Origin of the sequence: Staphylococcus taiwanensis (assembly GCA_020544305.1) — a bacterium.
In the GTDB taxonomy this organism is placed as follows: domain Bacteria; phylum Bacillota; class Bacilli; order Staphylococcales; family Staphylococcaceae; genus Staphylococcus; species Staphylococcus taiwanensis.
Window position 1 is genome coordinate 316596 of the sequence record CP058667.1, and the last position, 26189, is coordinate 342784.

The window sequence follows — 26189 nt, forward strand, 5'->3', positions numbered from 1 at the left end:
AAAAGAGGCTAAAGTATAATTATGGTTGAATCATTATATGTTTATACCAAAATAATTAACGTCTTTAGCCTCTTTGATATAATATAGGAAACTTTATTTTTTAAAATTTGGGTGAAATTATGTTTAAGGAGCAAGAAGTTAAGACTTTATACAAACGGATTTTATTTACATGTTTTATATTAATTATCTACATTTTCGGAAGTAATATTTCAATTGTAAGTTCGAAAGGTGTTTATGATAACAAGGATACATTTTTCAAGCTAGCAGTTTCAAATGTAGGTGGAGATCTTCATACGTTAAATATATTTTCATTAGGTCTTGGTCCATGGCTAACGTCACTTGTCATTATCATGTTACTGAATTATCGTAATTTAGACCAAGCAACGAAGCAAACGCGTTCTGAAAAGCATTATAAAGAGAGAATTATAACGATAGTGTTTGCTATTTTTCAAAGTTATTTTGTCATTCATACTTATATTAATAATAACTTTATTAAAGATACCAATATTATTTTACTCATGTTAATTCTTGTTACTGGAACAATGTTATTGGTTTGGTTAGCTGATCAAAATTTCACATACGGAATTGCTGGACCGATGCCTATTGTCTTAACAAGTTTGATTAAGTCGTTATTTAGTAATCAACACTTTGTCAAACTAGATGTAAACATCATATTGTTAATATTTGTAATTGTGACTTTAGCTATTGCGTTACTTTTCCTATTATTTATAGAGTTATCAGAATATCGATTGAATTATAAAGATATTATGAATAATTCAACGCATAAGACACCTACATACTTAGCATGGAAATTAAATCCTGCAGGCAGTATTTCGATTATGATTAGTTTGTCAGTTTATGTATTATTGAACAACTTAATTAATTTAATCATGTCGATGTTTGGTGTAAATGGGAATTTAGAATTTCTAAGTTTTGCTAATCCAATCGGCATCACAGTTTATGTTGTACTACAAATTATTTTGAGTTATTTATTATCACGTTTTTTAATCAATACAAAGAAAAAATCGAAAGAATTTCTTAAAAATGGAAATTATTTTGATGCTGTACGTCCGGGATATGATACAGAACATTATCTAAACAGTAAAGCACGAAGAGTATGTTGGACAGGTGCAATTTTAGTGTCATTAATTTTGGCTGTACCTTTATATTCGACATTACTCGTACCGCATCTGTCGACAGAAATTTACTTTTCAATGCAGTTAATCATTTTAGTGTACATTAGTATAAATATAGGTGAAACGATACGTACATATTTATACTTTGACCGTTACAAGCAAATCTTGAATAAATATTGGTAGGCGATAGTTATGAAACAGTTTATACCTGCATGGTATGATTCAAAAAATTGGTGGGATAGTACTGTTGAGCCATTTTTCAGGAAAAGAAAAACCACAGAATTTGACGACATGGTAAGTTTGATGTCGATGCATCATAAAAACAATGAAGTATTTAACACGATCGTATTAAACTATAATCCGATGTTACGATTATTTTTACATCGTCGTGAACTTTACGAAATAAATTATTGGGCGCTGTTTGATGATATACAAGGCGCAGCACATCTCACACCTGTAGCGATTGACTATAGAGATTTAAATTGGCCAGAAGCGACAGAATTTATTTATACACCATTCCAAGTAATGGCAATAACAGATGATAACCACTTTTCTAAAATCATATTTAGTCAGGAAGGTTATTTACTCTTTATCGAAGATTACGAAAATAAGACACTACAACGTAAGTTTATATTTGATGATAGGGGATTTATCTCTTCTATTGAAACCTATACTACTTATCAAGAACCTAAAACTAGATATTATTTAGATATAGAAGGTCGTCTGATAATGACTCAAAATTTCATGACACAAAAAGTAACGATACAGTCGGAATTTTATAGTCTTTTTCAAAAAACAGAATATGACAATATGGATGCGTTAATTCATGAAAAAATTCAACAATACAATGTTGCCAATTTAGAAGATGACGACAAAATAATTATTGCTGTGGATCAGCGACACAATGGTTTGTTAACGCACACATTTAAACCTGAAAATATTTGTTTCTCAATCTTCAAACAAAGAAATCAACAAATTGATGTTACGTTGTTAGAAGGTATAGGTAAAGCGAATCAATGTTTAGTTGATACTGAAGATAATGAAACGACAGTACAACAATATATCACGCAATATCCCAAGTATCAGCCATTCAAGATGTTACGTGTCACACCATTTGATGCACAAATGTTACCAAATATAAGTAGTCAATTATATGAAACGCATGTGGGTGTTTGGATAGATGGGCTTAATAATGAGGAATTAAAGAATATAATGCATTATCTAAGTCAATATGTAGAACACCACGATACTACCTTAATTCATTTGTTAACTCGACTGAATGAACCAGACATACCTCAATGGTTAAAAGATGAAGTAGAACAACGCAACACCGCATTAAATAAATCAAAAGATACATTCTCGCCAGAAGTGCAGGATATTTTACAAACTGAACTTGAAGAAGATATAGAGACATTTAAAATTGTCTATGTACCATTTGAAGAAGATTTAATGAAAGCAATGTCCCAACTACGGGTTATTGTAGATTTGAATAAAGAACCAGATTTATATTTACAAATTTCAAGTATTAGTGCTGGGGTTCCTCAAATTAATATGCGTGAAACGGATTATGTTGATGATAAATTAAATGGTTTAATTATTGAAGATGTTCAAGACCTACATACAGCTTTGAATTATTTCTTACTCAATTTAAAAAATTGGAACTATTCTTTTGCACATTCTATAAAATTGAGCGATGAATTTAGTTCGGAATTTATTATTCAACAGCTTAATAGCTTAATTGAAGGTGATACAAATGCCACGTAAGTTTAGAGTCTTACAAATAGGCGGAGAAGATTTAGAATCCTTATTTGAAAATAAAAAAAATGTAGAATGGGATTATTTAGATAATGCACTATTTACATTTGAAAGTGGTTATATTGATGCAGTTAAAAGTATTATAGACACTTATGGAAATTTTGATCTAGTGTTTGTGCAAAGTGACTACTCAACTAAATTGATGGATTTATTACATCTTGTCACAACCCCACACAATACAGTCATCGACGCCCAAATGTGGTCATCAGAATATGATGACGCACCACTGATTCAACGTAATTTTGTAAAAAAATTAAACTATCAAAATGAAGAAGCGTTGCGTAATAAATTATTAGCGGTGACATTTCCTGGGCAATATGGCGATAGAGTATCTCCAATTAAAGCGATAGTTCATCCACATTTTCAGGGGGAGTATAAATACGAAGGTAATAAATCACTTGTGTTAGAAGGAGATTTCGGTGCATCATTTAAACCAATTGTCACGTGGACGCAAAGTTTAGTGAGTGATAAGGATATGGTGAATGAACTTTGGCCGGAGTATTCATTTGAAGGTGATGTAGAAATTGAGTATACATTTAGATTAACGCCGGTTTGGTCGTCAGAATTTCCAGATATAACGTTGCGCTATGAGCATAAAGACTTAACAGCGCCTATTCAGTTGCCGATGTGGTCTGAGAAAGCGAATGTGAGTGTATCGCTTAAAGCGAAAGGTAAAGGTAAGTTGTGCATAGGTTCAATTCATAAACGTTGGTCACGACTTGAAATGGGACAATTTATTATGGGTGGTCAACGTTTTGCGGATGCGAAGCGTGACGAATTTATACATTACTTTAATCCTGGTGATATGAAACCGCCGCTAAATGTGTATTTCAGTGGGTATCGCCCCGGTGAAGGTTTCGAAGGGTATTTCATGATGAATAAGATGAATGCACCATTTATTTTAATTGGTGACCCTCGTCTTGAGGGTGGTTCATTCTATCTTGGCTCTGAAACTTTTGAAAAGGGTGTGCTTGATATAATTCGCAATGCACTTGAATTTTTAGGATTCAAACATAATGAGCTTATCTTATCTGGACTATCCATGGGATCGTTTGGTGCTTTGTATTACGCAACAAGATTAGAACCAGCTGCTGTAGTGGTAGGTAAGCCATTATTAAATATCGGTACCATTGCAGATAATATGAAACTGTTACGACCTAATGAGTTTGGTACTGCGAATGATGTGTTGTTAGCTAATGAAGGTGGCATCTCTACTGCAGATATTGAACGTTTGGATACACGTTTTTGGGAAAAGTTAAAAAATAGCAATTTATCTAATACTACATTTGCGATTGCTTACATGCGTGACGATGATTATGATGCTACGGCATTTCAGTCATTATCACCAGTGCTAAGTCAACAGCGTGCGCATGTGATGAGTCGTGGTGTGACTGGTCGACATAATGATGATTCGCCGACAATCACAAGTTGGTTCGTCAATTTTTATAATATTATCTTAAAAGATCAATTCGGGAGAGATAGCAATGTCAGCATTAAATAGTTATGCATTAGCTTGGCGACACATTAATACAACAACATTTATGTATGGTACGACATTGCGTTTTAAAGACGAAGGAACGTACTTTCATAATCCATTGATGCCGTCAGGAACAGTGATACATGATTGGCATATGTTAACTACATTTAATGAAGATAAGACTGTGCCGTATCTTCCTATTTTGAAAAAGGGGCAACAGTATAAAATTTTGTTGAATTATGATGTTCAGCCGCAAGGTGCCGCTTATGTCAAAATAACGTTTTATCGCAAAAATGATACAGAATACTCATATTTGATTATTCAAGATGATATGGCAGAATTTCAATTTCCTGTTGAAGCGTATGCATATAAAATAGAATTAATTAATGCTGGATTAACGGACCTCCTTTTCAAAAATATAAAAATAGAAGAAATGCCAACAGAAACGGATGAGAATCAAGATATCGTAGAAAATAAAGTTAATCTTAAGGTGTTAAATCGAGTGTTGTTTGATGAGAATGAGTATATGCGAGGTGGGCTAGATGGGTAATCGTGTGAATCAGGTGATCAATCAGATGCGTCTGAAACGTCTGAAGAAGCAGTTAACCGAAGTCAATCGGTTGAGCGAACATATGAAAAACTGTACAGATGAAACATTACAAGCAAAGACTGCAGAGTTTAAACAACGTTTAGAGCAGCGTGAAACGACATTGGATAAGTTATTGCCTGAAGCGTATGCTACGATTCGTGAAGCCTCTAAACGAGTGCTAGGTATGTATCCTAAAGATGTACAAGTGATGGGTGCCATCGTGATGCATCAAGGTAATATTGCAGAAATGCAAACAGGTGAAGGGAAGACATTAACGGCCACGATGCCACTATACTTAAACGCGCTTACAGGTAAAAGTGCATTTCTAATCACGACAAATGATTATTTAGCAAATCGTGATTATCAAGAAATGAGACCGTTATATGAATGGTTAGGTCTAACGGCATCGCTTGGCTTTGTGGACATTCCTGATTACGAATATGGTGATCATGAAAAACAAATGTTATATAATCACGACATTATCTATACAACCAATGGACGTTTAGGGTTTGATTATTTATTTGATAACTTAGCTGACCATATCAATGCGAAATATTTACCCGAATTGAACTTTGCGATCATTGATGAAGTTGACTCTATTATCTTAGACGCAGCGCAAACACCACTTGTTATTTCTGGTGCACCACGTGTGCAATCTAACCTATTTCATATTATAAAAATGTTTGTGGAAACGTTAGTCGAAGATGAACACTTTAAAGTAAAACTAAATAAAAAAGAAGTTTGGCTTACTGATGAGGGTATTGATGCGGCGAATCATTATTTCAAGGTAAATAACATGTATTTACCGAAACATTTTGATTTAGTGCGTGTCATCAATTTATCGTTACGAGCGAAATATCTATTCAAGGATAATTTGGATTATTTTATTTATAATGGTGAAGTTGTACTGATTGACCGCATTACTGGACGAATGTTGCCTGGTACGAAACTACAATCTGGTCTGCATCAAGCCATTGAGGCTAAAGAAGGGGTAGAATTATCACAAGATTTAAGTGTAATGGCGACAATTACCTTCCAGAATTTATTTAAATTATTTAATGACTTTTCAGGAATGACGGGAACTGGTAAGTTAGGCGAAAAAGAATTCTTTGATTTATATTCCAAATTAGTCGTGCAAATTCCAACGAATCATCCTATCATACGGCATGATAAAGAAGATCGCGTATATGCTAAATCTGAAGAGAAAAATAAAGCAATTCTTAAGAAAGTGATGGAAGTTCATGCCACAAAGCAACCAATACTTTTGATTACAAGAACGGCAGAAGCGGCCGAATATTTCTCAGCACAATTATTTAAGCAAAATATTCCAAACAATTTATTAATTGCACAAAATGTTGCGAAAGAAGCACAAATGATTGCTGAGGCAGGACAACTTGGAGCGGTTACAGTGTCTACGAGTATGGCTGGACGCGGTACGGATATTAAGCTTGGTAACGGTGTTCATGAACTCGGTGGGTTGGCTGTTATCATTAATGAACATATGGAAAATAGCAGAGTCGATAGACAATTACGAGGACGTTCAGGCCGACAAGGTGATCCAGGTGTATCGCAAATTTATGTTTCATTAGATGATTATATTGTGAAACGTTGGAGTAACGCTAAATTAGCTGAAAATGAAAAATTAGGAGACATCGACCCTGATAAATTGCAAAGTAGTCCATTTTTCAGAAATAGAGTGCGCGGCATTGTAACAAAAGCCCAACGTGTATCTGAAGAAACTGCCATGATGACACGTGAAATGGCAAATGAATTTGAAAAGAGTATTGGAATCCAACGTGATCGTGTGTACGCAGAACGTAATCGTATACTAGAAACAACAGACTTTAGCACATTTAATTTTGATACTTTAGCACGAGATGTTTTTGAACATGATTTGAGAACACAGAATATTCGTTCAGAAGATGAAATAATTCATTATATTTATAAGCAATTGAGTTTTAGTTTCAATGATGACAATATCAGCCAACACATGCAAAGTCGTGAAGATACAATTGATTATTTAGTACATCAGTTTAATCAACAACTACAAAGTAATTTACAGGTTGCCAATGATGATTATTTCAAATTACGTTTCTTACAAAAAGCGATTTTAAAAGCGATTGACTTGGAATGGATTAACCAAGTTGATCAGTTACAGCAACTTAAAGCGAGTGTCAACAATCGACAAAACGGTCAACGTAATGCGATTTTCGAGTATCATAAAGTGGCTTTGGAAACCTATGAAATGATGATGATTAAAGTGAAACGCGATATAATCCGTAATTTATGCTTGAGCATTTTAACGTTTGATAAAGACAACGATTTAGTAGTACATTTTCCTTAAAATGAGGTGTTCATAGATGACAGTATACAATATTAATTTTGGCATCGGATGGGCGAGCAGTGGTGTGGAATATGCCCAGGCCTACCGTGCGAAATTATTACGAGAGGTAAATCAGCCTGCTAAATTTATCTTTTTAGATTTTATTTCAGCTGAAAATATCCAGACTTTAACTGAGAATATTGGGTTCAAAGATAATGAAGTAATTTGGTTGTATCAATATTTTAGCGATATTCCGATTGCGCCCACAACTTATACGATTGATGATTTGATTAACGATTTAGGTAACCCAGTCACAACGCGAAATCAAACAGGGAAGGTAGTTCGTTTACATATAGGGAATGCACGTTCATATGTCAGTTGTTATTTGAAAGATGGAGACCGAGATATTGTTGACCGTGCTGAATTTGTAGTGAATGATATGTTGATTCGTAAAGATTACTACAGTTATGTACGTACATTTTCAGAGTACTACGCACCAAGTGAGAACCGTGCGAAATTGTATATGCGTCAATTTTACAATGAAGATGGTTCAATCGTTTATAAAGAATATATTGATGGCGATTCAAGTGTTTATGTCTTTGATGACGCTCGTCTATACAGTAAACAAGAATTTGTGGCTTACTTCCTGAAGAAATTACATTTAACTGCACAAGATATTGTCATTATTGATCGTTCGACTAAGTTTGGGCAAACCATTTTGGAAAATAAGGGACAAAGTAAAGTTGGTAGTGTGGTTCATGCAGAACATTTCAGTGAAAATGCGACGAATGAGCAGTATATTCTATGGAATAATTACTATGAATATATCTTTTCACAAGCACCATATATTGATTTCTATATCACAGCAACAGATTTACAAAATCAAGTCCTATCTGAACAGTTTCAAACATATACGAAACATCAACCACGGGTCCGTACGATACCTGTGGGAAGCTTACATCAATTGAGTTATCCAAGTTCAGAAAGAAAGCCGTATTCTATGCTTACAGCTTCAAGATTAGCCAGTGAGAAACATGTAGATTGGATTGTAAAAGCGGTCATTAAAGCTAAAAAAGAAGTTCCACAATTAACATTCGACATATACGGCCATGGTAACGAAAGAGCAAAAATTGAGCAGATTATCACTGAACATCATGCGCAAGATTATATTCAACTGAAAGGGCATGTGAAACTAGATGATATCTACGCCAACTATGATTTGTTTATGTCTGCATCTACAAGCGAAGGTTTCGGTTTGACATTAATGGAAGCGATCGGTTCGGGCCTAGGGATGATCGGTTTCGATGTTAACTATGGTAATCCAACATTTATTAACCATGGTGACAATGGATACCTTATACCCATCGATAAAGACAACCAAGATGTTGAGGTTATAACAGATCATATGGCTGATAAAATTGTACAATACTTTAATAATGGCCCTAAATTCCCACATGAGGCGTCTTATAAAATTGCAGAACCGTTTAAAACAGAGCATATTACGCAAAAATGGCAAAATCTAATTGATGAGGTGCTATATGATTAATTTATTTGAAAAATATGACGAAGCATCACAAAAACTTCAACGTTCACTTCAACTTGCAGGCAATCAGCATAAAACAATTGTCATGGATGACGATGGCTTTTTACCTGACGATTTTATTTCGCCTTATCAATTTTTTGCGAATTATCAACGTACTGCGCATGATAAACCAGCATTCTTCAATGACGTTCAAATACCGCCATTATGGGAAATTGAAGGCAACCATAATCAAGCAGAAATTATGGATAATGGTAAAATTAGAGGTCGTATTTTCTATCGAGAACATTTTAAAAGTAGAATTGTCAGTTTTGTGGAATGGTTTGATACGACAGGCCATCTTCGTTCTGTTGATCATTATAATAAAGATGGCTTCAAGTTTGCGGAAACCATATATGATTTAAATAATAAGGCGATTTTGAAGACATATGTGGACCGCCAAGGTAAAGAAGTGTTATATGAGAACTTTGTCACAAAAGACCTTGTATTAGATTGGCAAGGTGCATCGTATTTCTTTGCTTCTAAACACGACTTCATTGGGTTCTTTTTAGAACAGTTAGACGTTGATGCATCGAATGTTATCATTAATTCATTAGCGACACCGTTCTTTGTCATTTATGATTCATCTAGTGTGAGAAATGTAGTGCTATTCTGGCAAGAACGAAGTAATGGAAATGTCCCGGGAAATATGAAGTTATTGTTAGATAATGAAGCGCTTAATGCAAAAGTGATGATCCCAGATAGTTCAGAATTTGAAGCTATTTCATCAAATATTGGACCTCAATATCGTTCACGCATTTGTCAATCTGGTTATCTTTATGATTATCAAAAGGATAATAAATTTACAAAACGCATACTTAATTTAACAAATTCTGATGATATTCCACATTTAGAAACGATGATACAACAGTGTAATGACTATGAATTTCATATTGGTGCTATTACGGAAATGTCAGCTAAATTAACTGATTTAGGTAAATATGAGAATGTGAAACTTTATCCTACCATCACACAAGACAAAACAGATAAGTTATTTGAACTATGTGATATTTATTTAGATATCAATAATGGTGGCGAAATTGTCAATGCAGTTGAACGAGCAATGCTTAATAATCAATTAATTTTAGGTTATAACGAAACTGCACATCGTCGTTCTTTTATCGCTGAAAAGAATATGACGCAGCAAAATGAACCACAGCAATTAATAGATATACTGAGCGAAATCGCACGCGATAATGAAGCATTTAAACAACGTGTCGAGGCACAACAAGATAAGAACAATAGCATTGATCAACATACCTTTAAGAAAGCAATTAGTAATGCGATGGAATAATTCTAAAAGATGATTTTAAAATAGTTCTTAGATAGATAAACACTCACATAAGTTGCTTCGCGTTCCTAGGGTGCCGTCTCTAAAGCAGCTCTTAGATGGATAATATTCTTTTGTTGCGACGCTTTCCTGTGGGAAAGGCTCGTGCCTGTAGTCACTCGACACTTTCTTTTCCACTAGGAGTCGCGCAACGCCATTTATTATCCATCTTTAGAGCTACTTACCTAAGTGCTATTGCACTTAGGTTCATTAAAATTACTGCTCCCCTAGGAGTCTCCGCAACTCTGTTTCGTTATCTATCTTAGAACTATTTACGTAAGTGTGTGCACTTACGTTCGTCAATAATTCTAACTCCCTCAGGCGTCGCTCAACTACGTTCCATTACCCATTTTAGAACTACTTACTTAAGTACTTTAATACTTGAGTTGATATAAACATGAATGAAATTAAATAAGCCAGTAAATGGATTTATAAAAAATTCATTTGCTGGCTTATTTTTTAAAGAATGTGGACTAAGTTAAACGAATCAGTCATTAATATATAATATTACTTTGATGTTTTTTTAATACTTATTAAAGTCCCATTTGAATCAGATTCAATATTTAAACTTAAAGAGAATCTGTCACATATATTTTTAATGATAGTTAATCCTTTTGATTGTGTGGATTTATTATTAAAGCCAATGCCATTATCTTGAATTGTAATACACTCTTCATTAAGTGAGATAGTAATACGTGATGATTTCGAATGTTTATACACATTTGAAATTATGTTATCAAATAAGCGTTCATACCATAGTTGGTCACCAATCCAATAAATATTATCATGTTCAACATTTAAGACAGAGATAATATGTTTTGAATGTAAAAGATAATGCCACTTATCAAGTGTTTTATTGATACATTCTTGTATATTTACTTGATGATTAAAAGTATAAAATTTAGAAATATCATCTTTTTTAGGTAATGCCTTAATTAAATTGGAAATATAGTTTATCTTTTCGTAAGATAATTCAATATCTTTATCGTTAATTTGATATTGTATTCCAAGTTGGTATAGTTCTAAATTCAATGCCGTTAAAGGGGTATTAATATCATGAGATAGTTGATTAATGTAGTTTTGTTCATTATTTTTATTTTCAATAATTTCTATTTCTCTATATCTTAATCTATCTATTAAAACGTTAATAGATTGACCTACCATATCGATTTCATCATTTTTATTTGAAGGTATGTCTAACTTATTGGGTAGATTGTCGCTATTCGCGATTTCTAGTAATTTATTATTTAGTAAGCGAAGACGTTCAACAATTTTATATACATATCGTGAAGCTATAATAACTAATGTAAATAAAGTTAGGAAGAAAATAATATAAAAAATAATTGTAAGACCACTTGATTTGAAGTTTATATCAAGTGGGTGGTTGAAACATTTTTCAATGAATAAGATACTTAAAAGTATTAAGCTATTGATAGATAAAAAAACGAGTGGAATAGATAATAAACCCAGCCCCATAAACATATAATATTTTTTTAATAACCCCATAACTTAACCTCCATTTAATCTATAACCAATGCCATAAATTGTTTCTATAATTGTTCCAGAATCTAATAATTTAGTTCTTAATTTTTTAATATAAGCATTCAATGTATTTTCAGAAGCAGATTCAAAATTCCAAACATAATCAATTATTTGCGCTTTAGTTAAAATTAAATCTTTATTTTCATACATATAGAAAAATAATCTACGTTCTGTTTTCGTCAATGATAGTAATTCACCATCTTTAGTTTTAATGTTCCTATCTTTTGCATTAATTATAAAATCATGAAATTGAATGTCTTTATCTGAATAATAAATAATTAATAGATTATTTATTCTAGAAATAAGTTCTCTAGGATTAAATGGTTTTGTTAAATAATCATTTCCATTTTCCAGTCCTTTAACTTTAGAATCGATATCAACTCTAGCTGATAAATAAATAATAGGAACAGAGGAAATTCTTCTTATTTCGTCTGTAATAGATAAACCATCATTATTAGGTAACATGATATCCATAATAATGAGATGAATATTATCCAACACGTTAAACACATTATCGCCAGTATAATCTAGTGACACTTGTGCACCATTTAGTTCTAATATTTGTTTAAGATTTTTAGCGATTGTGTCATCGTCTTCTACTAATAAAATATGATAACCGTTCATATAATCCACCTTTATGTTTAATTGATTAATATAAATGTTGGGATATAGAATACCACGTATAATAAAAAGAATAGTATAGATAATTTAAAACTAGGAGAATAATCTTTGTCTCTTAACCACGAAAGTATTTGATAAATTCCTGTAAGAAATGCTACTGCTAAACTCCCCATTGAGATGAGTAATAATATTGAAGCTATGATATTAGTCATTTGTCTGCACTCCTTTATCTGATTTTGTAATATAAGTTTATAAACCAATTCTGAAAAAGTTATGAATAAAAAGTAATTTCTTATTAAATTGAGAGAAAAAAGTGTAGGTTAAACAAATACCAGTACGATAATTCTTATTTGTAAAGTAATTAAAAAATTTAAATTAAATATAAAAAATATATTGCTTTTCTAGTTTTTAAATATAAAATAATATATGTAAATAGTATCTTTTCAATTTACAAAAAAAAGATGAGGAGGCTAATATGAAAAGATTATTTTTTATAAGTATTATATTTTTAGTTTTTTTAGGAGGATGCTCCTTTAGTGGCAACAAAGATAAGGCAGAGGGTGAAGAATCAAATAGCAAGGCTAAAGCTACAGATAAAATGAAGAAATTTAAAATAGGTCAAGTCGTGGATGCTGACGGTGTAGATATTAAAGTGGTTAAAGCAGAATTTATTAATAACTATGATGAGTATAGTGCACCTACAAATGGCAAAGCCTTGAGAGTATACATAAAGTTTAGAAATAATAACGATGATCAAGTCTTAATGGATAATACAGATTTTAGTATGAAAGTGAATAATGAAAACTATGAAGAGTGGTATGGTAGCGAAGACATGCATGAAGGATTTAGCCATCAGTTGAATCATAATAATACAGCATCAGGCTACATTACCTATGACGTGCCAGATAGTGATCAATATACGTTAGAGTTAGATACGGTACCTAATTTTAATAAAATAAGAGCTAAGTGGGTCATTAGCAAATCAGAAATTAAAAATGCAGATAGTGCGAAAGATACTTCAGCTAATAGTTCGGTTAAAGACAGTAGCACAAGCACAGGTACAAAAGAGACAGATTCAAGTAAAAAGGAAAGCGATTCAGATCAAGCTGATGTAGGCGTGACTTATCCGGCTTATATGTATAACGAATTAGTGGACGAATATAATTCGCTTACGGATGGCGAGAAGATGAATCATGTGTCTAAAGATGTGTTAGAAATTGAATACGATCAATTAGAAGCACGTGTAGAAGCATTGTATGAAAAACAAAATGCGAAAGAACAAGCGGAATATGATAAAGCAATGCAAGATTATGAAGACCAATTAGATAAAGAAGAACAAGCTCAACAAGAAGACCAACAAGATGATACACAATCAGAAGAAGCAACTTCACAAGATGATAGTAATTCGAATGGTCCTGGATCAGATGATCCATCAGAAGCAAAGAGTACGAATGAAACAAACACTGACGATAGTGCTAGCGACGAAGATGACGCAGCTTAGAAAAGGAGACAACAATGGAAAATGTACAAATGAACAGCCCTAAACCTACGAGTATAATAATCGAAATGGTTCTTGGAATAATCGGCAGTGTTTTTGGCATTATTGGAGGATTAATAACATTAATACTCACTGATTATGATAGAAGATATGGCACTGAACTAACTGGTTTAATGACTATAGTTGCAACAAGTTCAATTGTTTTGTGTGCGATTACATTAGCACTCAGTTGTATTATTAATAAGAACAGAATTTTGGTCGGAATTTCGTTAATTATTGCATCGATTATTCATATATATTTATTAGGGTTCTTTGGTTATTTATCAGGTATTCTAATTATTGTGGCAGGTATCATTGCACTAGTTCGGAAATAAATGAGTTGTCATAAATGATAGCATAAACAGTATTAATACAAATCCGTTCAAAATTAGGGATTGAACGTACAAGACGCAAGTCGTGTATCTAAAGTGGAAGTGAAGCAAGGAATTCATTTTATAAAAATTTGAATTCTATTAGTTTCACTTCTCTTTTTTTATGGTTATGATTAACATTAAGTAATTAATAGGAGATGGGGTGTTTAACTTGGAAACGGTGTATATTGCAGGTGGATGTTTATGGGGTGTGCAAGCATTCATTAAAACATTACCAGGGGTCATCCAAACTGAAGCGGGACGTGCAAATGGTACTTCTGCGCATCGGAGTGATAACTATGATGGTTATGCAGAATGTGTAAAAACGACATTCGATCCAACGCAACTAACAATAACTGACTTAATGAACCACCTTTTCGAGATTATAGATCCATATAGTATTAATAAGCAGGGCGTAGATGAAGGACCTAAATATCGTACAGGAATTTATAGCACAGATTCAAGACATCTAGAAGAAGCACAGTATTTTATTAATCAGCGCCCTGATAAAGAACGAATTGCTATTGAGGTATTGCCTTTAAATAACTATGTTCCAAGCGCTGATGAACACCAAGACCGACTTGATAAATATCCAGAAGATATTGCATACTGCCATATTTCCCCTGAAATGTTGGAAAGACATCTTTAGTTAAAAGGTGTCGCTGTAGTTGGCCCTATCATGTATAGGTTGGTTCAATTCATTTTCATCAAAAATATATGCATAACAAGATAAATATAGGCAATACAATACTATAGCCAATTACGAAATAATAGTCACTTAAATATAAAGAGAAAGAAGCGATAGATATGACAATTTTACTTACAGGAGCGACAGGTCATCTTGGTTCACATATAACTGAACATGCGATTAAAACACAGTTGCCTGATTTTAATATTGGTATTCGCAATCCTGATAAAGTACCATCACATTGGAAAGAAAAAGTAGGCATTAGAGATTTAGATTATTTTAATAAAGAAAGTATGGTTCATGCATTCAAAGATGTTGATACAGTTATCTTTATTCCAAGTATCATACATCCGTCATTTAAACGACTTCCTGAAGTTGAGAATTTAGTGAGTGCAGCACATGAAGCAAATGTCTCACATATTATGTTTATTGGATACTATGCCGATCAACATAACAATCCATTCCATATGAGTCCATACTTTGGTTATGCGGAGCGTTTACTCGCCTCTAGCGGTATTAAATACACTTATGTCAGAATGGCGATGTACATGGATCCATTGAAACCGTATTTACCAGAACTTGCGGACATGCAGAAATTAATTTATCCAGCAGGTGATGGTCGTGTTAATTATATTTCTAGAGATGATATTGCGAGAGGAATCGTAGCATTATTACAACAACCTGAGAAATTTGGGCAAAGATATTTACTTTCTGGCTATAGCTATTCTATGACAGAGTTGGCAGCAATATTGTCTGAAGCAGCAGGTACGAAGATTCAATATGATCCTGTTTCTTTGGAAGAATTCTCAGAAATGTACGATGAACCGAAAGGATTTGGTGCATTGCTGGCGTCAATGTACGAAGCGGGTGCCCGAGGTTTACTTGATCAACATTCAGATGACTTTGAACAACTTGTCCATGATAAACCACAAACCTTCCCGGAATTCTTGAAAAGTGATAAATAAAGAAAGCAGGACGTGTGATAGCATTAATCACACGTCCTGCTTTCATATTATAGTTAAATCATATTATTTGTTATCGCAATCGAAAGTATCAGCGAAACTTAAAGCAGCTAAGCCTAATAAGTCTAAAGCGTGTTGAGCGCCTTCTTTACCATGGCCAGCTTCAAAGTGTTTATAAGTAGCAACACCTAATACGCCGAAAGTACAAATTGAACCTAAACGTGATAAGTTTTTGTTTAAGAAACTAGCAGCGAAGAAAGCGGCAGCAGCACCTTCGACAGCACCAGCTAATTTAACTGAACTTTCAGGTAAACCAAATACATTTTGGAATGTATCGATCATACCTTGATCACCTTTTAATTTTGGTTTAGCAGAGCTATATAATTCTTTAGCAAGTTTTAAATTTGCAGCATAACGTAAAATCATAATTTGAATTTCTCCTTTTTATTTGTTTTCAAAGTATTTATCAACAATAGGTTTAACGCGTTCTCCAAATAGTCGGATTGATTTCATTACATACTCATGTGGCATAGAACCTACAGGTGTATGAATCATAAAACGATTAAGACCTAGGGTTTCAACAGTATCAATAATTTTTTGGGCAACCGTTTCAGGACTACCCAAATAGATTGCACCTTGACTTCCGATTTCTCGTTCTAACATATTTTCATCGAAGCTAGGCCAACCACGTTCGCGACCTAGTACATCATGATGTGCTTTCAAAGAAGGGAAGAATTCTTTCTTTGCTTCCTCATCTGTCTCTGCTACATAACCCCATGAATGAACGGATACAGATAATTCATCTGGGTTGTGTCCATAAGATGCAGCAACAGATTTATAAATCTCAATATTGCGTGTAAATCGTCTAGGATTACCACCAATAATAGCATAGGTGATAGGTAATCCAAAGGCACCAGCTCTGAGTGATGATTCAGGAGTGCCACCCGTTGCGATGGAAATAGGTAATTTACCATGTTCCACACGAGGGTAAATAACAGTTGGGTCAAAGCTAGATCGCAATTTACCATTCCAACTCACTACGTCATGTTCATTGATCTTTAAGAGTAATTGTAATTTCTCATTAAACAAGTCTTCGTAGTCATTTAAATTATAACCGAATAATGGGAATGATTCGATGAAAGACCCTCGACCTATCATAATTTCTGCACGACCATTAGATACAGCATCTAATGTTGAGAATCTTTGATAAACACGTACTGGGTCATCAGATGATAAAACAGTTACTGCAGAAGACAATTTGATATGATTTGTACGTCCTGCAGCGGCAGCCAATACAGTGACTGGATCTGATACGGCATAATCATTACGATGATGTTCACCTAAACCATATATATCTAAGCCTAATTGATCTGCAAGTTCTATTTCTTCAACGATATCACGAATTCTTTGAGCATTTGAAACTGCTTCATGCTTACCATCAGGCATATAAATATCGCCATTGTCCGCAAATGAAGTCAATCCTAATTCTATTTTCAACACGCCACCTCCTATTGGTATAAAATTTATACTAGAAATTGTAGTCCTTATTTTGACAATAGTCAATAGAAATGTTTCGAATTAGAGATTTTATTTTTTGAAAAGATTAAACGAATTATTTCACTGCTATGATGAAACATGTTGAGTCTATCATTTTTCAATTATTAAGACTGCGGGCAGTTTTAAATTATAGATATGGTTAAGTGAGCTAATGTATGAACTTTAAAAGTATTTCGTCAATTTTGAGTAGTCTTTTGTAAAAGTGGTTAAAGTGGCATAATAGATATGTTGTATAAAACATCGAGAAGGGAGAATCATAATGTCCATACAAAAGCCAATGAATTATAATAAAATAACCACAATTTTTTTCATTGCTGGAATCATTGTTATGAGCAGTTTATATACTGCAATCCCATTAACTGCTGAATTCGCCAAAGACTTTAAAATTCCACAATCGGTTGCAACGCTAAATGGTGTTGCATTCTCCATTACTTATTCGGTAAGTTGTCTATTCTATGGTACAATTTCGGAAAAATTTGGACGCATACGTACAATTCTATTTGGTATTAGCGGACTCGTTGTCATTTGCTTGGTCATAGGATTAGTACACTCGTTCACTTTACTCGTTATTTTACGAGCGATACAAGGCATTTTTGCGGCTGCCTTTTCACCTATATCGATTACATATGTGACTGAAACATATTCTCCAGTTAAACGTATGACTGCGATTAGCTTTATTAGTACAAGTTTCATGTTATCAGGAATTATTGGACAGAACCTAAGTGAAATCATAGTTGGATTTTCTAATTGGCATGTCGTTTATTTTACGTTGACGGTACTATACATTGTATTAGCTTTAGTAATTCTTCAAAATATTCCTGAAAGCCCAGTGAAAAATCCACAAATTAAATTACTCAAATTCTTAAATAACTTTAGTGATTTTAAAACAAATAAAACTGTATTACTCTGTTATGGCGTGTCTTTAACGTTATTAACAATGTTTATTAGTATGTATACGGTATTTAATAACTATGTAACTTCGGACACGATAGGAGGAAATGATACAACTGCAATTAATGCTAAATTGTTTGGTGTTATTGGCATGCTCTTATCTTTGATTGCGGGACGTATGAGTGATCGTATTGGTGTTAAAAATGTTATTTTAGGTGCACTTATCGTAAGTACACTATCACTGATCTTGATGTCAGTAACGACGAATATCATCTTTCTAACTATTTGGAGTGTAACCTTTGTGAGTGGTATAGCGTTCGCGATTCCATCAACGATTTCTAAAGTAGGACTGATTGTTAATAGCAATCAAGGTTTCTTCTTATCTGTGAATACGTTTATCTTATTTTTAGGTACAGCAATTGCACCAGTATTAAGTATCGTGTTAAAAACAATGCCAAGCTTTTTGATGCAATTTAATATTATAGCAAGTATAGGCATCATTGCGATTGTTATTGCCTTATTTTTACCACGTAGAAAACACGAAGTAAGATAACGAACGCATCTATTATTAGTCTGCTTTGCAAAGTTATCGTAGCTGCCTGAACTAACAAGCCGCTTATATCAATCTTTTCTAAATTTTAGTTATCCTTGCGGAAAGGAATCTAACATATAAAATCTCAAAAAAGCTTTTACAAGCTATGCAAGACAGAGTGGAATAATGAATTCTGAATGAATTCTATTCCACTCTTTTTTGTTTAATCAGATTATTAGTAAACAACTATCAACCGTACTATAATGGATAACAATTCAAAAAGAGATAAAGGAGAAGTGCCTATGAAAACGGATATGCGCGCAATGGTTGTACATCAATATGGTGATTACCCAGTACAAGAAACACGTATGCCTTTACCAAACATGAATCCTAACGAGGTTCGTGTTCAAATTAAAGCGGCAAGCGTTAATCCAATTGATTTTAAAATTAGAGATGGCGGACTTAAAATACTGTTGAAATATGAATTTCCATTAATTCTAGGAAACGATTTCTCAGGTATTATCACAGAAGTGGGTGCTAATGTTACAGCGTATCAGGTCGGTGATAAAGTCTATGGTCGACCACGTAAAACTAAAATTGGTACTTTTGCAGACTATATTTCAATTGATGCGTCAGAAATAGCACCGATGCCTAAAAACTTATCTTTTGAAGAAGCAGCCAGTATTCCATTAGTCGGTTTAACATCATACCAAGCCCTTAATGAAGTCATGCAATTACAGCGTGGTGATAAAGTATTTATTCAAGCGGGATCAGGTGGTGTCGGCTCATTTGCGATTCAATTAGCAAAAGCTATGGGACTATATGTTGCTACTACAGGAAGTCATCGTGGTAAAGCACTTATCGAGTCACTCGGTGCAGATCAATTTATTAATTATAAAGAACAAGACTTCGCACAAGAACTTAATGATTATGATGGTGTCTTCGATACATTAGGTGGAGATAACTTAGAAAAATCATTCGAAATCTTGAAAACAGGTGGCACAATTGCATCAGTGTCTGGTGTTCCAACAGATAAAAATGCTAGAGATTTAAATCTAAATATTGGTAAAGAAGCATTATTACGCGTTGCTTCTTATAAATTAAGACGACGTGCCCAACAGTTTAACGTCAATTATGACTTTTTATTTATGCATCCAAGTGGCACTCAATTAAAAGAAATTAGTCAATTAATCGAAGAAGGCAAAATCAAACCAATTATTGATAAAGTGTTTGATTTTAAAGATACTCAGGCTGCGTTAGATTATTCAACGAGTGGTCGTGCTAAAGGTAAGATTATTATTGAAATGAATAATTAAGAAGGGTAGGTGTTAAATTTATGAAAAATATTATGATAGTGAACACAAGTGCAGATTATTTTGGTGATAATAATAAACCAACTGGGCTATGGTTAGGAGAACTTGTCCACTTTTACAATCAATTCAAAAATGAGGATGTAAATATTGATATTTATAACATGACTGGTGGGAATACACCAATAGATCCAGTTAGTTTATCTCCATTTATGTTAGACAAAGTAACAAAAGCATATTATAAAGATAATGACTTTATGAATCAATTGCGCTATGCACAACCAATATCTGAAGCCCTTGTAGAAGACTATGACGTCATATACTTCACAGGCGGGCATGGTGTGATGTTTGATTTCCCGGAAAATAGTGCCGTACAAAACGCTATCGAAACGATATACAATAAAGGTGGCATCGTTTCAGCAGTGTGTCATGGTATTGCAGCACTACTCAACGCCAAGAATAGCAGTGGAGAATATTTAATTAAAGATAAAGACATCACAGGCTTTTCTAACGTAGAAGAAGTATTAGCCAACCGTGACACATTAGTACCGTTTCATTTACAGAATGAAATAAAAAAACGTGGTGCTCATTATTCATTCCGACGACTACCATTTACGCCATATGTACAAGTTGATGGTCGATTAATTACAGGGCAAAATCCACAGTCACCTAAATTAGTTGCCGAAGAAGTAAAAAAACAATTAAATTTAATAGATTAGGTTATAACATAGTAAGAGGTGATTTTAGTGGATAGATCATTGATGATTTCAAATGCACTAAATCTTGTTTTAATGATAGTGCTTATTATATTTAATATTGGTAGTGTAGGTACTTGGCTAATGGTTATTTTAGCGATATTGATTGTTGCTAATAGTATCTTTATGATTTATAAAACAACAGGAGATAGAAAACGGAAGTAATCAATTAAAAAGCAATCTCACTATTAATTGGCGTGAGATTGCTTTTATTCTTTATAACAATATATTGATGTTTCAAGAACATTATTTAACGTTTCAAAGACTTCTTCAACAGTATAATTATAGTCATTTTCAACCCAGCGTCTTAACACTTCAATCACGCCACTACTATAAAAATCCGCCACAATTTCAGGATGTTTACTTTCTCTAATCTTCTTAGCTAATGGACCATCTTGACGTTTGGAATTATTAAGCATCATATCGCGACTTACACTTGTTAAACTTCTAAAGACATCAACTTGTCGTGATGATACTAATAAATGCTTGAATATCTTTTTATTATTACCGATATAATATATGAAATCTTGAAATGATTCAGGGGTCGTGATATCCGCTGATTTACTTCCGTCGACCATGATTTGATGCGTAATAAAGTCCGGTAATGTATAGAGTAAATCATACTTATCTTGAAAGTATCTATAGAACGTACTACGGTTAATTTCTGCTACTTCACAAATTTTTTGTACAGTTATTTCATCAAAATGATAGTCGTGTAAGAGTACAAACACAGTTTCATGAATATGTTTAATCATTCGTTTTTGATTTGCAGTCGGCATAAACTGATTCTCCTATATCTTTAATCAAGCCACAAAAATAGCCTATTGTAATAAGAGTAATTTATCACAATGACTTTTATATTTCCAAAAATAACCATTATGTAATGGGATTACATATGTGGATAGTGCAATTGAATATGAATCAAAAATAAAAAAGTAAAATATGTGCGTAACACGTTTATAGTTATGAAAGGTAAATGAATACAAAAAATGAGAGCAAAATAGAAATCAATTGTGATAGAAATTTCTATTTTACTCCCATTTTAAATCATGCTATATAAAGCAAGCATGCCCCTTATTTAATTTCTCCCATGTGAAAGGTTATTTCGTATCAATACCTTCTAACCATTCATCTACTTTGTTGTCATGATCGTCAACATAATCTTTAGCTACTTGTTCTGGATTTTTCTTATCAACAAAGATTTTTTTAGCCATTGTTTCTTCGTCTTTTTGACTCCAGTCATCAGCCATACGTGTAGCAATAGTATATGCAGCTGGATGAGCTTCTTTGAATCCTTTGTTAAATACTAAATCAATATGTTGATTATTGTTACCGTAAATATTGTCAGGATCTTTCAACATTTTAATATCTAACTCTTTAGAGAACCAATTTGGTTCCATCGCAGTAAACACAATTGGTTGTTGTTGTTTAAATGCTTTTTGAATTGTTTTGAATTGATCTTGGTCAGAACTTTCTTTCAAGCTATATTTATTTAAATCATCGCCATCAAGTTCATCTTTAGTTTCTTTCATAACACCGTTTCTAGCATCAGTACCTTGAATGGTCCAATCTACAGATTTACCAAAGTCGCTTTTTTTAAGGTCGCTGATTGAGTCAATATCTTGTTCATATTTAGGTACTGCTAAGCCAACTTTTACATCATCTACTAAGTGTTTGTCGTCATATAATGATAAGTTGCTTTTGAATTTATTATAGTAACTTTTATCAGTATCTGGGAAGATACCAGATGCATGGAATGAATCGGTACTTTCTGAAACAGTCGCATATAACGGACCGCTTGAAGGTACAGGTGAAGTTGTCACATCATATCCGGCTTTCTTCAATACTTCTGCGATTACTAGTGAACGTGGTGTAGAGTTATCACTCGCAATATAAGGAATTTCGATATCTTTACTACCTAGTGACGTATTTTTATCATCAGATGAACCACTACCACTGCCACCATTACCACATGCGCTTAGTACAACGACTAAGGCAAGTGTGGCAAGTAGTCCTAGAAATTTCGAACTACGTCGTCTAAACATAATGTGTTTCCTCCTTTTTAGTATTAATCTCTACGTTCGTCGTCATGACGATTTGTATTAGACTGTTGGTTATATCTATCGTAAACACCTTTATTGTTTTCACGAGCGTATAACATTAATGCTTTAAATAATACATCTTGGTCAATATTATTTTCTGTTAAATCTTTATATAAGTTTGTTGTTTCATCAAAGCTTGAATCATGATGTTCTTCATGATGATGTTGTCTGCCATCGTTGTAATCTTGGTGTGCATAGCCGTTATGGTGTTGGTCATTGTATCTATATTGATAATCTTGATGATGTTGTTCATGATTTCTACCTTCATGGCTGTATCTATTACCATTTTGAGTATAGAGTGATTCGTAATCAACATCGTCACGTTGTGTCATAGGTTGGCCATAAGATGGGCGACCATGATGTTGTTCGTTTTCATAAGCACGTTGCGGCATATCATCATAACGGTAATAATTATCGCGACGTTGTTGATATCTTGCGTCTTCTTCGCGTTGACGCGTTTCACGACGGTCGTAGTCACGACGGTCGTCGTAGCGATTGTTTGGTTGTGCTTGATCGCTATCTAATCGTACAGAATGGTTGTAATCTTCATTATTGTAATGAGGACGCTGACTGTTATCACGATAGTTATCGTTAGAATATTTGTTGTCTACGTATCCGGCATTGTAGTAGTTATTGTCATAATGATGGTTTCTGTTGTTGTCATCATTATTGTAGCTACGTCTATCATCTTGGTAGCTAGCGTTGTGATTGTCTGGTCTACCGTAATCTTGATAGCGTGCATCTTCATGACCTTTTTCAGAAGAAGCGGCTTGATTATTATCAGTATCTTCTAAAGCTTTACCTTCAACGTCAACGTTTGGTATCACTGCGCCTAACCATTTAGGAAGGTACCATGATGCATTACCAAATAGTTTAGTAAGGGCAGGGATTAGTGTCATACGTACTACGAAGGCATCAAATAGGACACCGAATGCAAGTGCAATACCCATTGATTTAATTGAGCTATCGCCTTGGAATACGAAGGCAATGAATACACTAAACATGATAAGTGCTGCTGCTACGATAACTGGACCACTTTCTTTAATACCTACACGGATTGAGTGATCATTATCTCGTGTTTTACTATATTCTTCATGAACACGTGTCATTAGGAATAGTTCGTAGTCGATGGCTAGACCGAATAGTAATCCTATTGTGATAACTGGTAGGAATGCGAGTAATGGACCAGTATTACTGATACCGAATAAACCATTTAGGAATCCGTCTTGAACGATAAGTGTTGTAAATCCTAATGTTGCCATTAATGATAGGATGAAGCCAAGTACGGCTTTTAATGGTACTAAGATTGAACGGAATACTACCATTAATAATAGGAATGCTAATACTACGATAACGCCAGCGAATACTGGAATTGCATTATTAAGTTTTTCTGACATATCAATATTGATTACGCTTTGTCCAGAAACTTCTGTGCTGTAATTGTATTTATCTTGAGCGTCTTTATGGTAATCGCGTAGATCATATACTAAGTTTTCAGTTGATTTAGAGTTAGGTCCTTTTTCAGGAATGATTGTAAATAATGCATAGTGATTATTGTCATTAAGGCGTGCTTTAGACACTGTATCGACATTATCAATGTCTTTTAAGTCGCTACGCATATTGTTTAAATCATGTTCGATTGTTTTTTTACTACCGCCGTCTTTAGTGTTAACTAACATGACAATTTGGCCATTATAGCCTTCACCAAAGTTATTTGAAATTAAATTGTAAGCTTTATGTGCAGATGAATTAGTTGGTTTTAAACTATCATCTGGAATACCTAAGCGCATGCCACTTACAGGAATTGCAGCAAGAATTAAAATGATTAAACTTACGATTACCGCAATCACAGGTTTACCAACGATGAATTTAGCCCATGGATGATTTTTAGGATCTTTACTTTTTGTTGGTTTTTCTTTAATTTTAATGCTTTTATGGAAAATGCTAATCAATGCTGGTAACAGTGTTAATGCTGCTAATACTGCGAATAACACACTGATAGCTGAGGCAAATCCCATAACTGCTAAGAAGTCGATACCTACAAGTGATAGACCACATACGGCCATCATAACTGTAAGACCAGCAAATATAACGGCACTACCAGCAGTTCCTACTGCTGTTGCGATAGCTTCTACCGTATCAAGACCTTTTTTCTTAAGTTCTTTATATCTAAATAGAATAAAGAGTGAGTAGTCGATTCCGACAGCTAAACCAATCATTACAGCTAATGTCAGTGTGAAGTTTGGAATATCAAAGACGTATGTTAATAAACCAATGATTCCGACACTTGAACCTAAGCCGATAATCGCACTGATAATTGGCATACCAGCAGCAATAAGTGAACCGAATGTGATCAGTAGAATAACGAATGCTACTACGATACCAACAATTTCTGAAGTGCCACCAGGTTCACCGCCCATAGCGCCACCTTGTGTTTTTTCGATTTGTACATTGTGGTTATCTTTTACATCTTGTAATTCTTTATCAATGATTTTTTTAGACGAATCTTTCAATCCTGTTTGTGGGACAACATAACTAATATTAGCGATTGCTGTATCGCCATCTTCATTTACTTGTCCACTATCGTAAGGACTTGAAACATTTTGGATGTAATCATCTTTTTGTTTGATGTTATCTAATGCATCTTCAATATCTTTTTTAGTATCGTCATTTTTTAATCCATCATGTCTATTTGAATGGAAGACGATTTTCATCGAGGCTTTTTCACTATCCTGATGGAATTCTTTACTAATTTTGTCGTTTGTGTCTAGTGATTTTAAACCGTTCATTGTGATGTCACTGTCAAACTTAGGTGAATTCATCACTAATGGTGTAATGATGACGCCTAGAATAACAAGCCATCCAATAACGCTAAGCCATTTGTTCTTAGCTATGAACTTTCCAAGTTTGTATAATAGCTTTGCCAAGACATTTCCTCCTATTTATATAATTTTTAACGCCTAAGGTCTGGAAATAATGTTGATAATGTGTGAGCATTTATGTGAGTTTAATGACCTAAATTTTAGCGTATTTAAAATGGTACATTTGACAATGTAACAAGTTATACCCTTA

Annotated in this window: 23 protein-coding genes; 15 read left to right on the forward strand and 8 right to left on the reverse strand. The window is 33.7% G+C overall.

The annotated features are described in order from the left end of the window. Nucleotides 1–119: 119 nt before the first annotated feature. Genes secY2 through gtfB form a run of 7 tightly spaced genes read left to right on the forward strand, consistent with a single transcriptional unit; the run spans nucleotide 120 to nucleotide 10213 of the window. Nucleotides 120–1319, forward strand: a complete 1200-nt coding sequence (gene secY2 / locus HYI43_01465; protein UDI77282.1) for an accessory Sec system protein translocase subunit SecY2 — start codon at nucleotides 120–122, stop codon at nucleotides 1317–1319. Nucleotides 1320–1328: 9 nt separating this feature from the next. Then, nucleotides 1329–2900 carry an accessory Sec system protein Asp1 gene (gene asp1, locus HYI43_01470; GenBank protein ID UDI77283.1) on the forward strand — a complete coding sequence of 524 codons (1572 nt, stop codon included), beginning with the start codon at nucleotides 1329–1331 and terminating at the stop codon, nucleotides 2898–2900. Beyond that, the gene (gene asp2 / locus HYI43_01475) at nucleotides 2890–4452 is read left to right on the forward strand and encodes an accessory Sec system protein Asp2 (GenBank protein UDI77284.1); all 1563 of its coding nucleotides are present in this window, start codon (nucleotides 2890–2892) and stop codon (nucleotides 4450–4452) included. Before asp1 ends, asp2 begins: the two co-directional genes overlap by 11 nt. Continuing rightward, nucleotides 4436–4978 (forward strand): accessory Sec system protein Asp3, encoded by a 543-nt coding sequence (asp3, locus tag HYI43_01480; GenBank protein ID UDI77285.1) that lies wholly within the window; start codon nucleotides 4436–4438, stop codon nucleotides 4976–4978. Before asp2 ends, asp3 begins: the two co-directional genes overlap by 17 nt. Continuing rightward, the gene (gene secA2, locus HYI43_01485; GenBank protein UDI77286.1) at nucleotides 4971–7361 is read left to right on the forward strand and encodes an accessory Sec system translocase SecA2; all 2391 of its coding nucleotides are present in this window, start codon (nucleotides 4971–4973) and stop codon (nucleotides 7359–7361) included. The genes asp3 and secA2 overlap by 8 nt, the downstream gene beginning before the upstream one ends. Before the next feature lie 16 nt (nucleotides 7362–7377). Beyond that, on the forward strand, nucleotides 7378–8886 hold the full coding sequence (gene gtfA, locus HYI43_01490; protein ID UDI77287.1) for an accessory Sec system glycosyltransferase GtfA: 1509 nt from the start codon (nucleotides 7378–7380) through the stop codon (nucleotides 8884–8886). Further along, nucleotides 8879–10213, forward strand: coding sequence for an accessory Sec system glycosylation chaperone GtfB (gene gtfB, locus HYI43_01495; GenBank protein UDI77288.1), 1335 nt, complete (start codon nucleotides 8879–8881; stop codon nucleotides 10211–10213). Before gtfA ends, gtfB begins: the two co-directional genes overlap by 8 nt. A gap of 543 nt (nucleotides 10214–10756) precedes the next feature. Here gtfB and HYI43_01500 read toward each other — a convergent pair. From HYI43_01500 to HYI43_01510, 3 genes are read right to left on the reverse strand one after another with little or no spacing between them, the layout of a single operon-like run. Further along, complete coding sequence (locus tag HYI43_01500; protein ID UDI77289.1) at nucleotides 10757–11755, reverse strand: HAMP domain-containing histidine kinase; 999 nt, start codon at nucleotides 11753–11755, stop codon at nucleotides 10757–10759. Nucleotides 11756–11758: 3 nt separating this feature from the next. Then, entirely contained in the window at nucleotides 11759–12415 is a 657-nt protein-coding gene (locus tag HYI43_01505) for a response regulator transcription factor (GenBank protein UDI77290.1), read from the reverse strand. 17 nt (nucleotides 12416–12432) lie between these two features. Next, the gene (locus HYI43_01510) at nucleotides 12433–12624 is read right to left on the reverse strand and encodes a hypothetical protein (GenBank protein ID UDI77291.1); all 192 of its coding nucleotides are present in this window, start codon (nucleotides 12622–12624) and stop codon (nucleotides 12433–12435) included. A gap of 263 nt (nucleotides 12625–12887) precedes the next feature. Between HYI43_01510 and HYI43_01515 the strand changes: the two genes are divergently transcribed. The 4 genes from HYI43_01515 to HYI43_01530 all read left to right on the forward strand — a co-directional run bounded on the left by HYI43_01515 (nucleotide 12888) and on the right by HYI43_01530 (nucleotide 15973). After that, nucleotides 12888–13913 (forward strand): RNA-binding protein, encoded by a 1026-nt coding sequence (locus HYI43_01515; protein UDI77005.1) that lies wholly within the window; start codon nucleotides 12888–12890, stop codon nucleotides 13911–13913. A 14-nt stretch (nucleotides 13914–13927) separates the two neighbouring features. Continuing rightward, a complete protein-coding gene (locus HYI43_01520; GenBank protein UDI77292.1) occupies nucleotides 13928–14284 on the forward strand; it encodes a hypothetical protein in 357 nt (118 codons plus the stop codon). A 208-nt stretch (nucleotides 14285–14492) separates the two neighbouring features. Then, nucleotides 14493–14969 (forward strand): peptide-methionine (S)-S-oxide reductase, encoded by a 477-nt coding sequence (locus HYI43_01525; GenBank protein ID UDI77293.1) that lies wholly within the window; start codon nucleotides 14493–14495, stop codon nucleotides 14967–14969. Between the two features lie 158 nt (nucleotides 14970–15127). Next, nucleotides 15128–15973 carry an SDR family oxidoreductase gene (locus tag HYI43_01530; GenBank protein ID UDI77294.1) on the forward strand — a complete coding sequence of 282 codons (846 nt, stop codon included), beginning with the start codon at nucleotides 15128–15130 and terminating at the stop codon, nucleotides 15971–15973. A gap of 63 nt (nucleotides 15974–16036) precedes the next feature. On the opposite strand, the gene HYI43_01535 is transcribed toward HYI43_01530, so the two are convergent. Together HYI43_01535 and HYI43_01540 are read right to left on the reverse strand one after the other, a co-directional pair. Beyond that, entirely contained in the window at nucleotides 16037–16396 is a 360-nt protein-coding gene (locus HYI43_01535) for a hypothetical protein (protein ID UDI77295.1), read from the reverse strand. Nucleotides 16397–16414: 18 nt separating this feature from the next. After that, on the reverse strand, nucleotides 16415–17467 hold the full coding sequence (locus tag HYI43_01540) for an LLM class flavin-dependent oxidoreductase (GenBank protein UDI77296.1): 1053 nt from the start codon (nucleotides 17465–17467) through the stop codon (nucleotides 16415–16417). A gap of 325 nt (nucleotides 17468–17792) precedes the next feature. Between HYI43_01540 and HYI43_01545 the strand changes: the two genes are divergently transcribed. The 4 genes from HYI43_01545 to HYI43_01560 all read left to right on the forward strand — a co-directional run bounded on the left by HYI43_01545 (nucleotide 17793) and on the right by HYI43_01560 (nucleotide 21180). Beyond that, nucleotides 17793–18971 (forward strand): MFS transporter, encoded by a 1179-nt coding sequence (locus HYI43_01545; GenBank protein UDI79248.1) that lies wholly within the window; start codon nucleotides 17793–17795, stop codon nucleotides 18969–18971. Between the two features lie 293 nt (nucleotides 18972–19264). After that, entirely contained in the window at nucleotides 19265–20266 is a 1002-nt protein-coding gene (locus HYI43_01550; protein UDI79249.1) for an NADP-dependent oxidoreductase, read from the forward strand. Between the two features lie 20 nt (nucleotides 20267–20286). Further along, nucleotides 20287–20979 carry a type 1 glutamine amidotransferase domain-containing protein gene (locus HYI43_01555; protein UDI77297.1) on the forward strand — a complete coding sequence of 231 codons (693 nt, stop codon included), beginning with the start codon at nucleotides 20287–20289 and terminating at the stop codon, nucleotides 20977–20979. 27 nt (nucleotides 20980–21006) lie between these two features. After that, a complete protein-coding gene (locus tag HYI43_01560) occupies nucleotides 21007–21180 on the forward strand; it encodes a hypothetical protein (protein UDI77298.1) in 174 nt (57 codons plus the stop codon). A gap of 44 nt (nucleotides 21181–21224) precedes the next feature. Here the strand turns inward: HYI43_01560 and HYI43_01565 are convergent, their stop codons facing one another. The 3 genes from HYI43_01565 to HYI43_01575 form a co-directional block, all read right to left on the reverse strand. Further along, on the reverse strand, nucleotides 21225–21794 hold the full coding sequence (locus HYI43_01565; protein UDI77299.1) for a TetR/AcrR family transcriptional regulator: 570 nt from the start codon (nucleotides 21792–21794) through the stop codon (nucleotides 21225–21227). A gap of 321 nt (nucleotides 21795–22115) precedes the next feature. Then, entirely contained in the window at nucleotides 22116–23060 is a 945-nt protein-coding gene (locus tag HYI43_01570) for an ABC transporter substrate-binding protein (GenBank protein ID UDI77300.1), read from the reverse strand. Nucleotides 23061–23083: 23 nt separating this feature from the next. After that, nucleotides 23084–26044, reverse strand: coding sequence for an MMPL family transporter (locus HYI43_01575; GenBank protein UDI77301.1), 2961 nt, complete (start codon nucleotides 26042–26044; stop codon nucleotides 23084–23086). Between the last annotated feature and the right edge of the window lie 145 nt (nucleotides 26045–26189).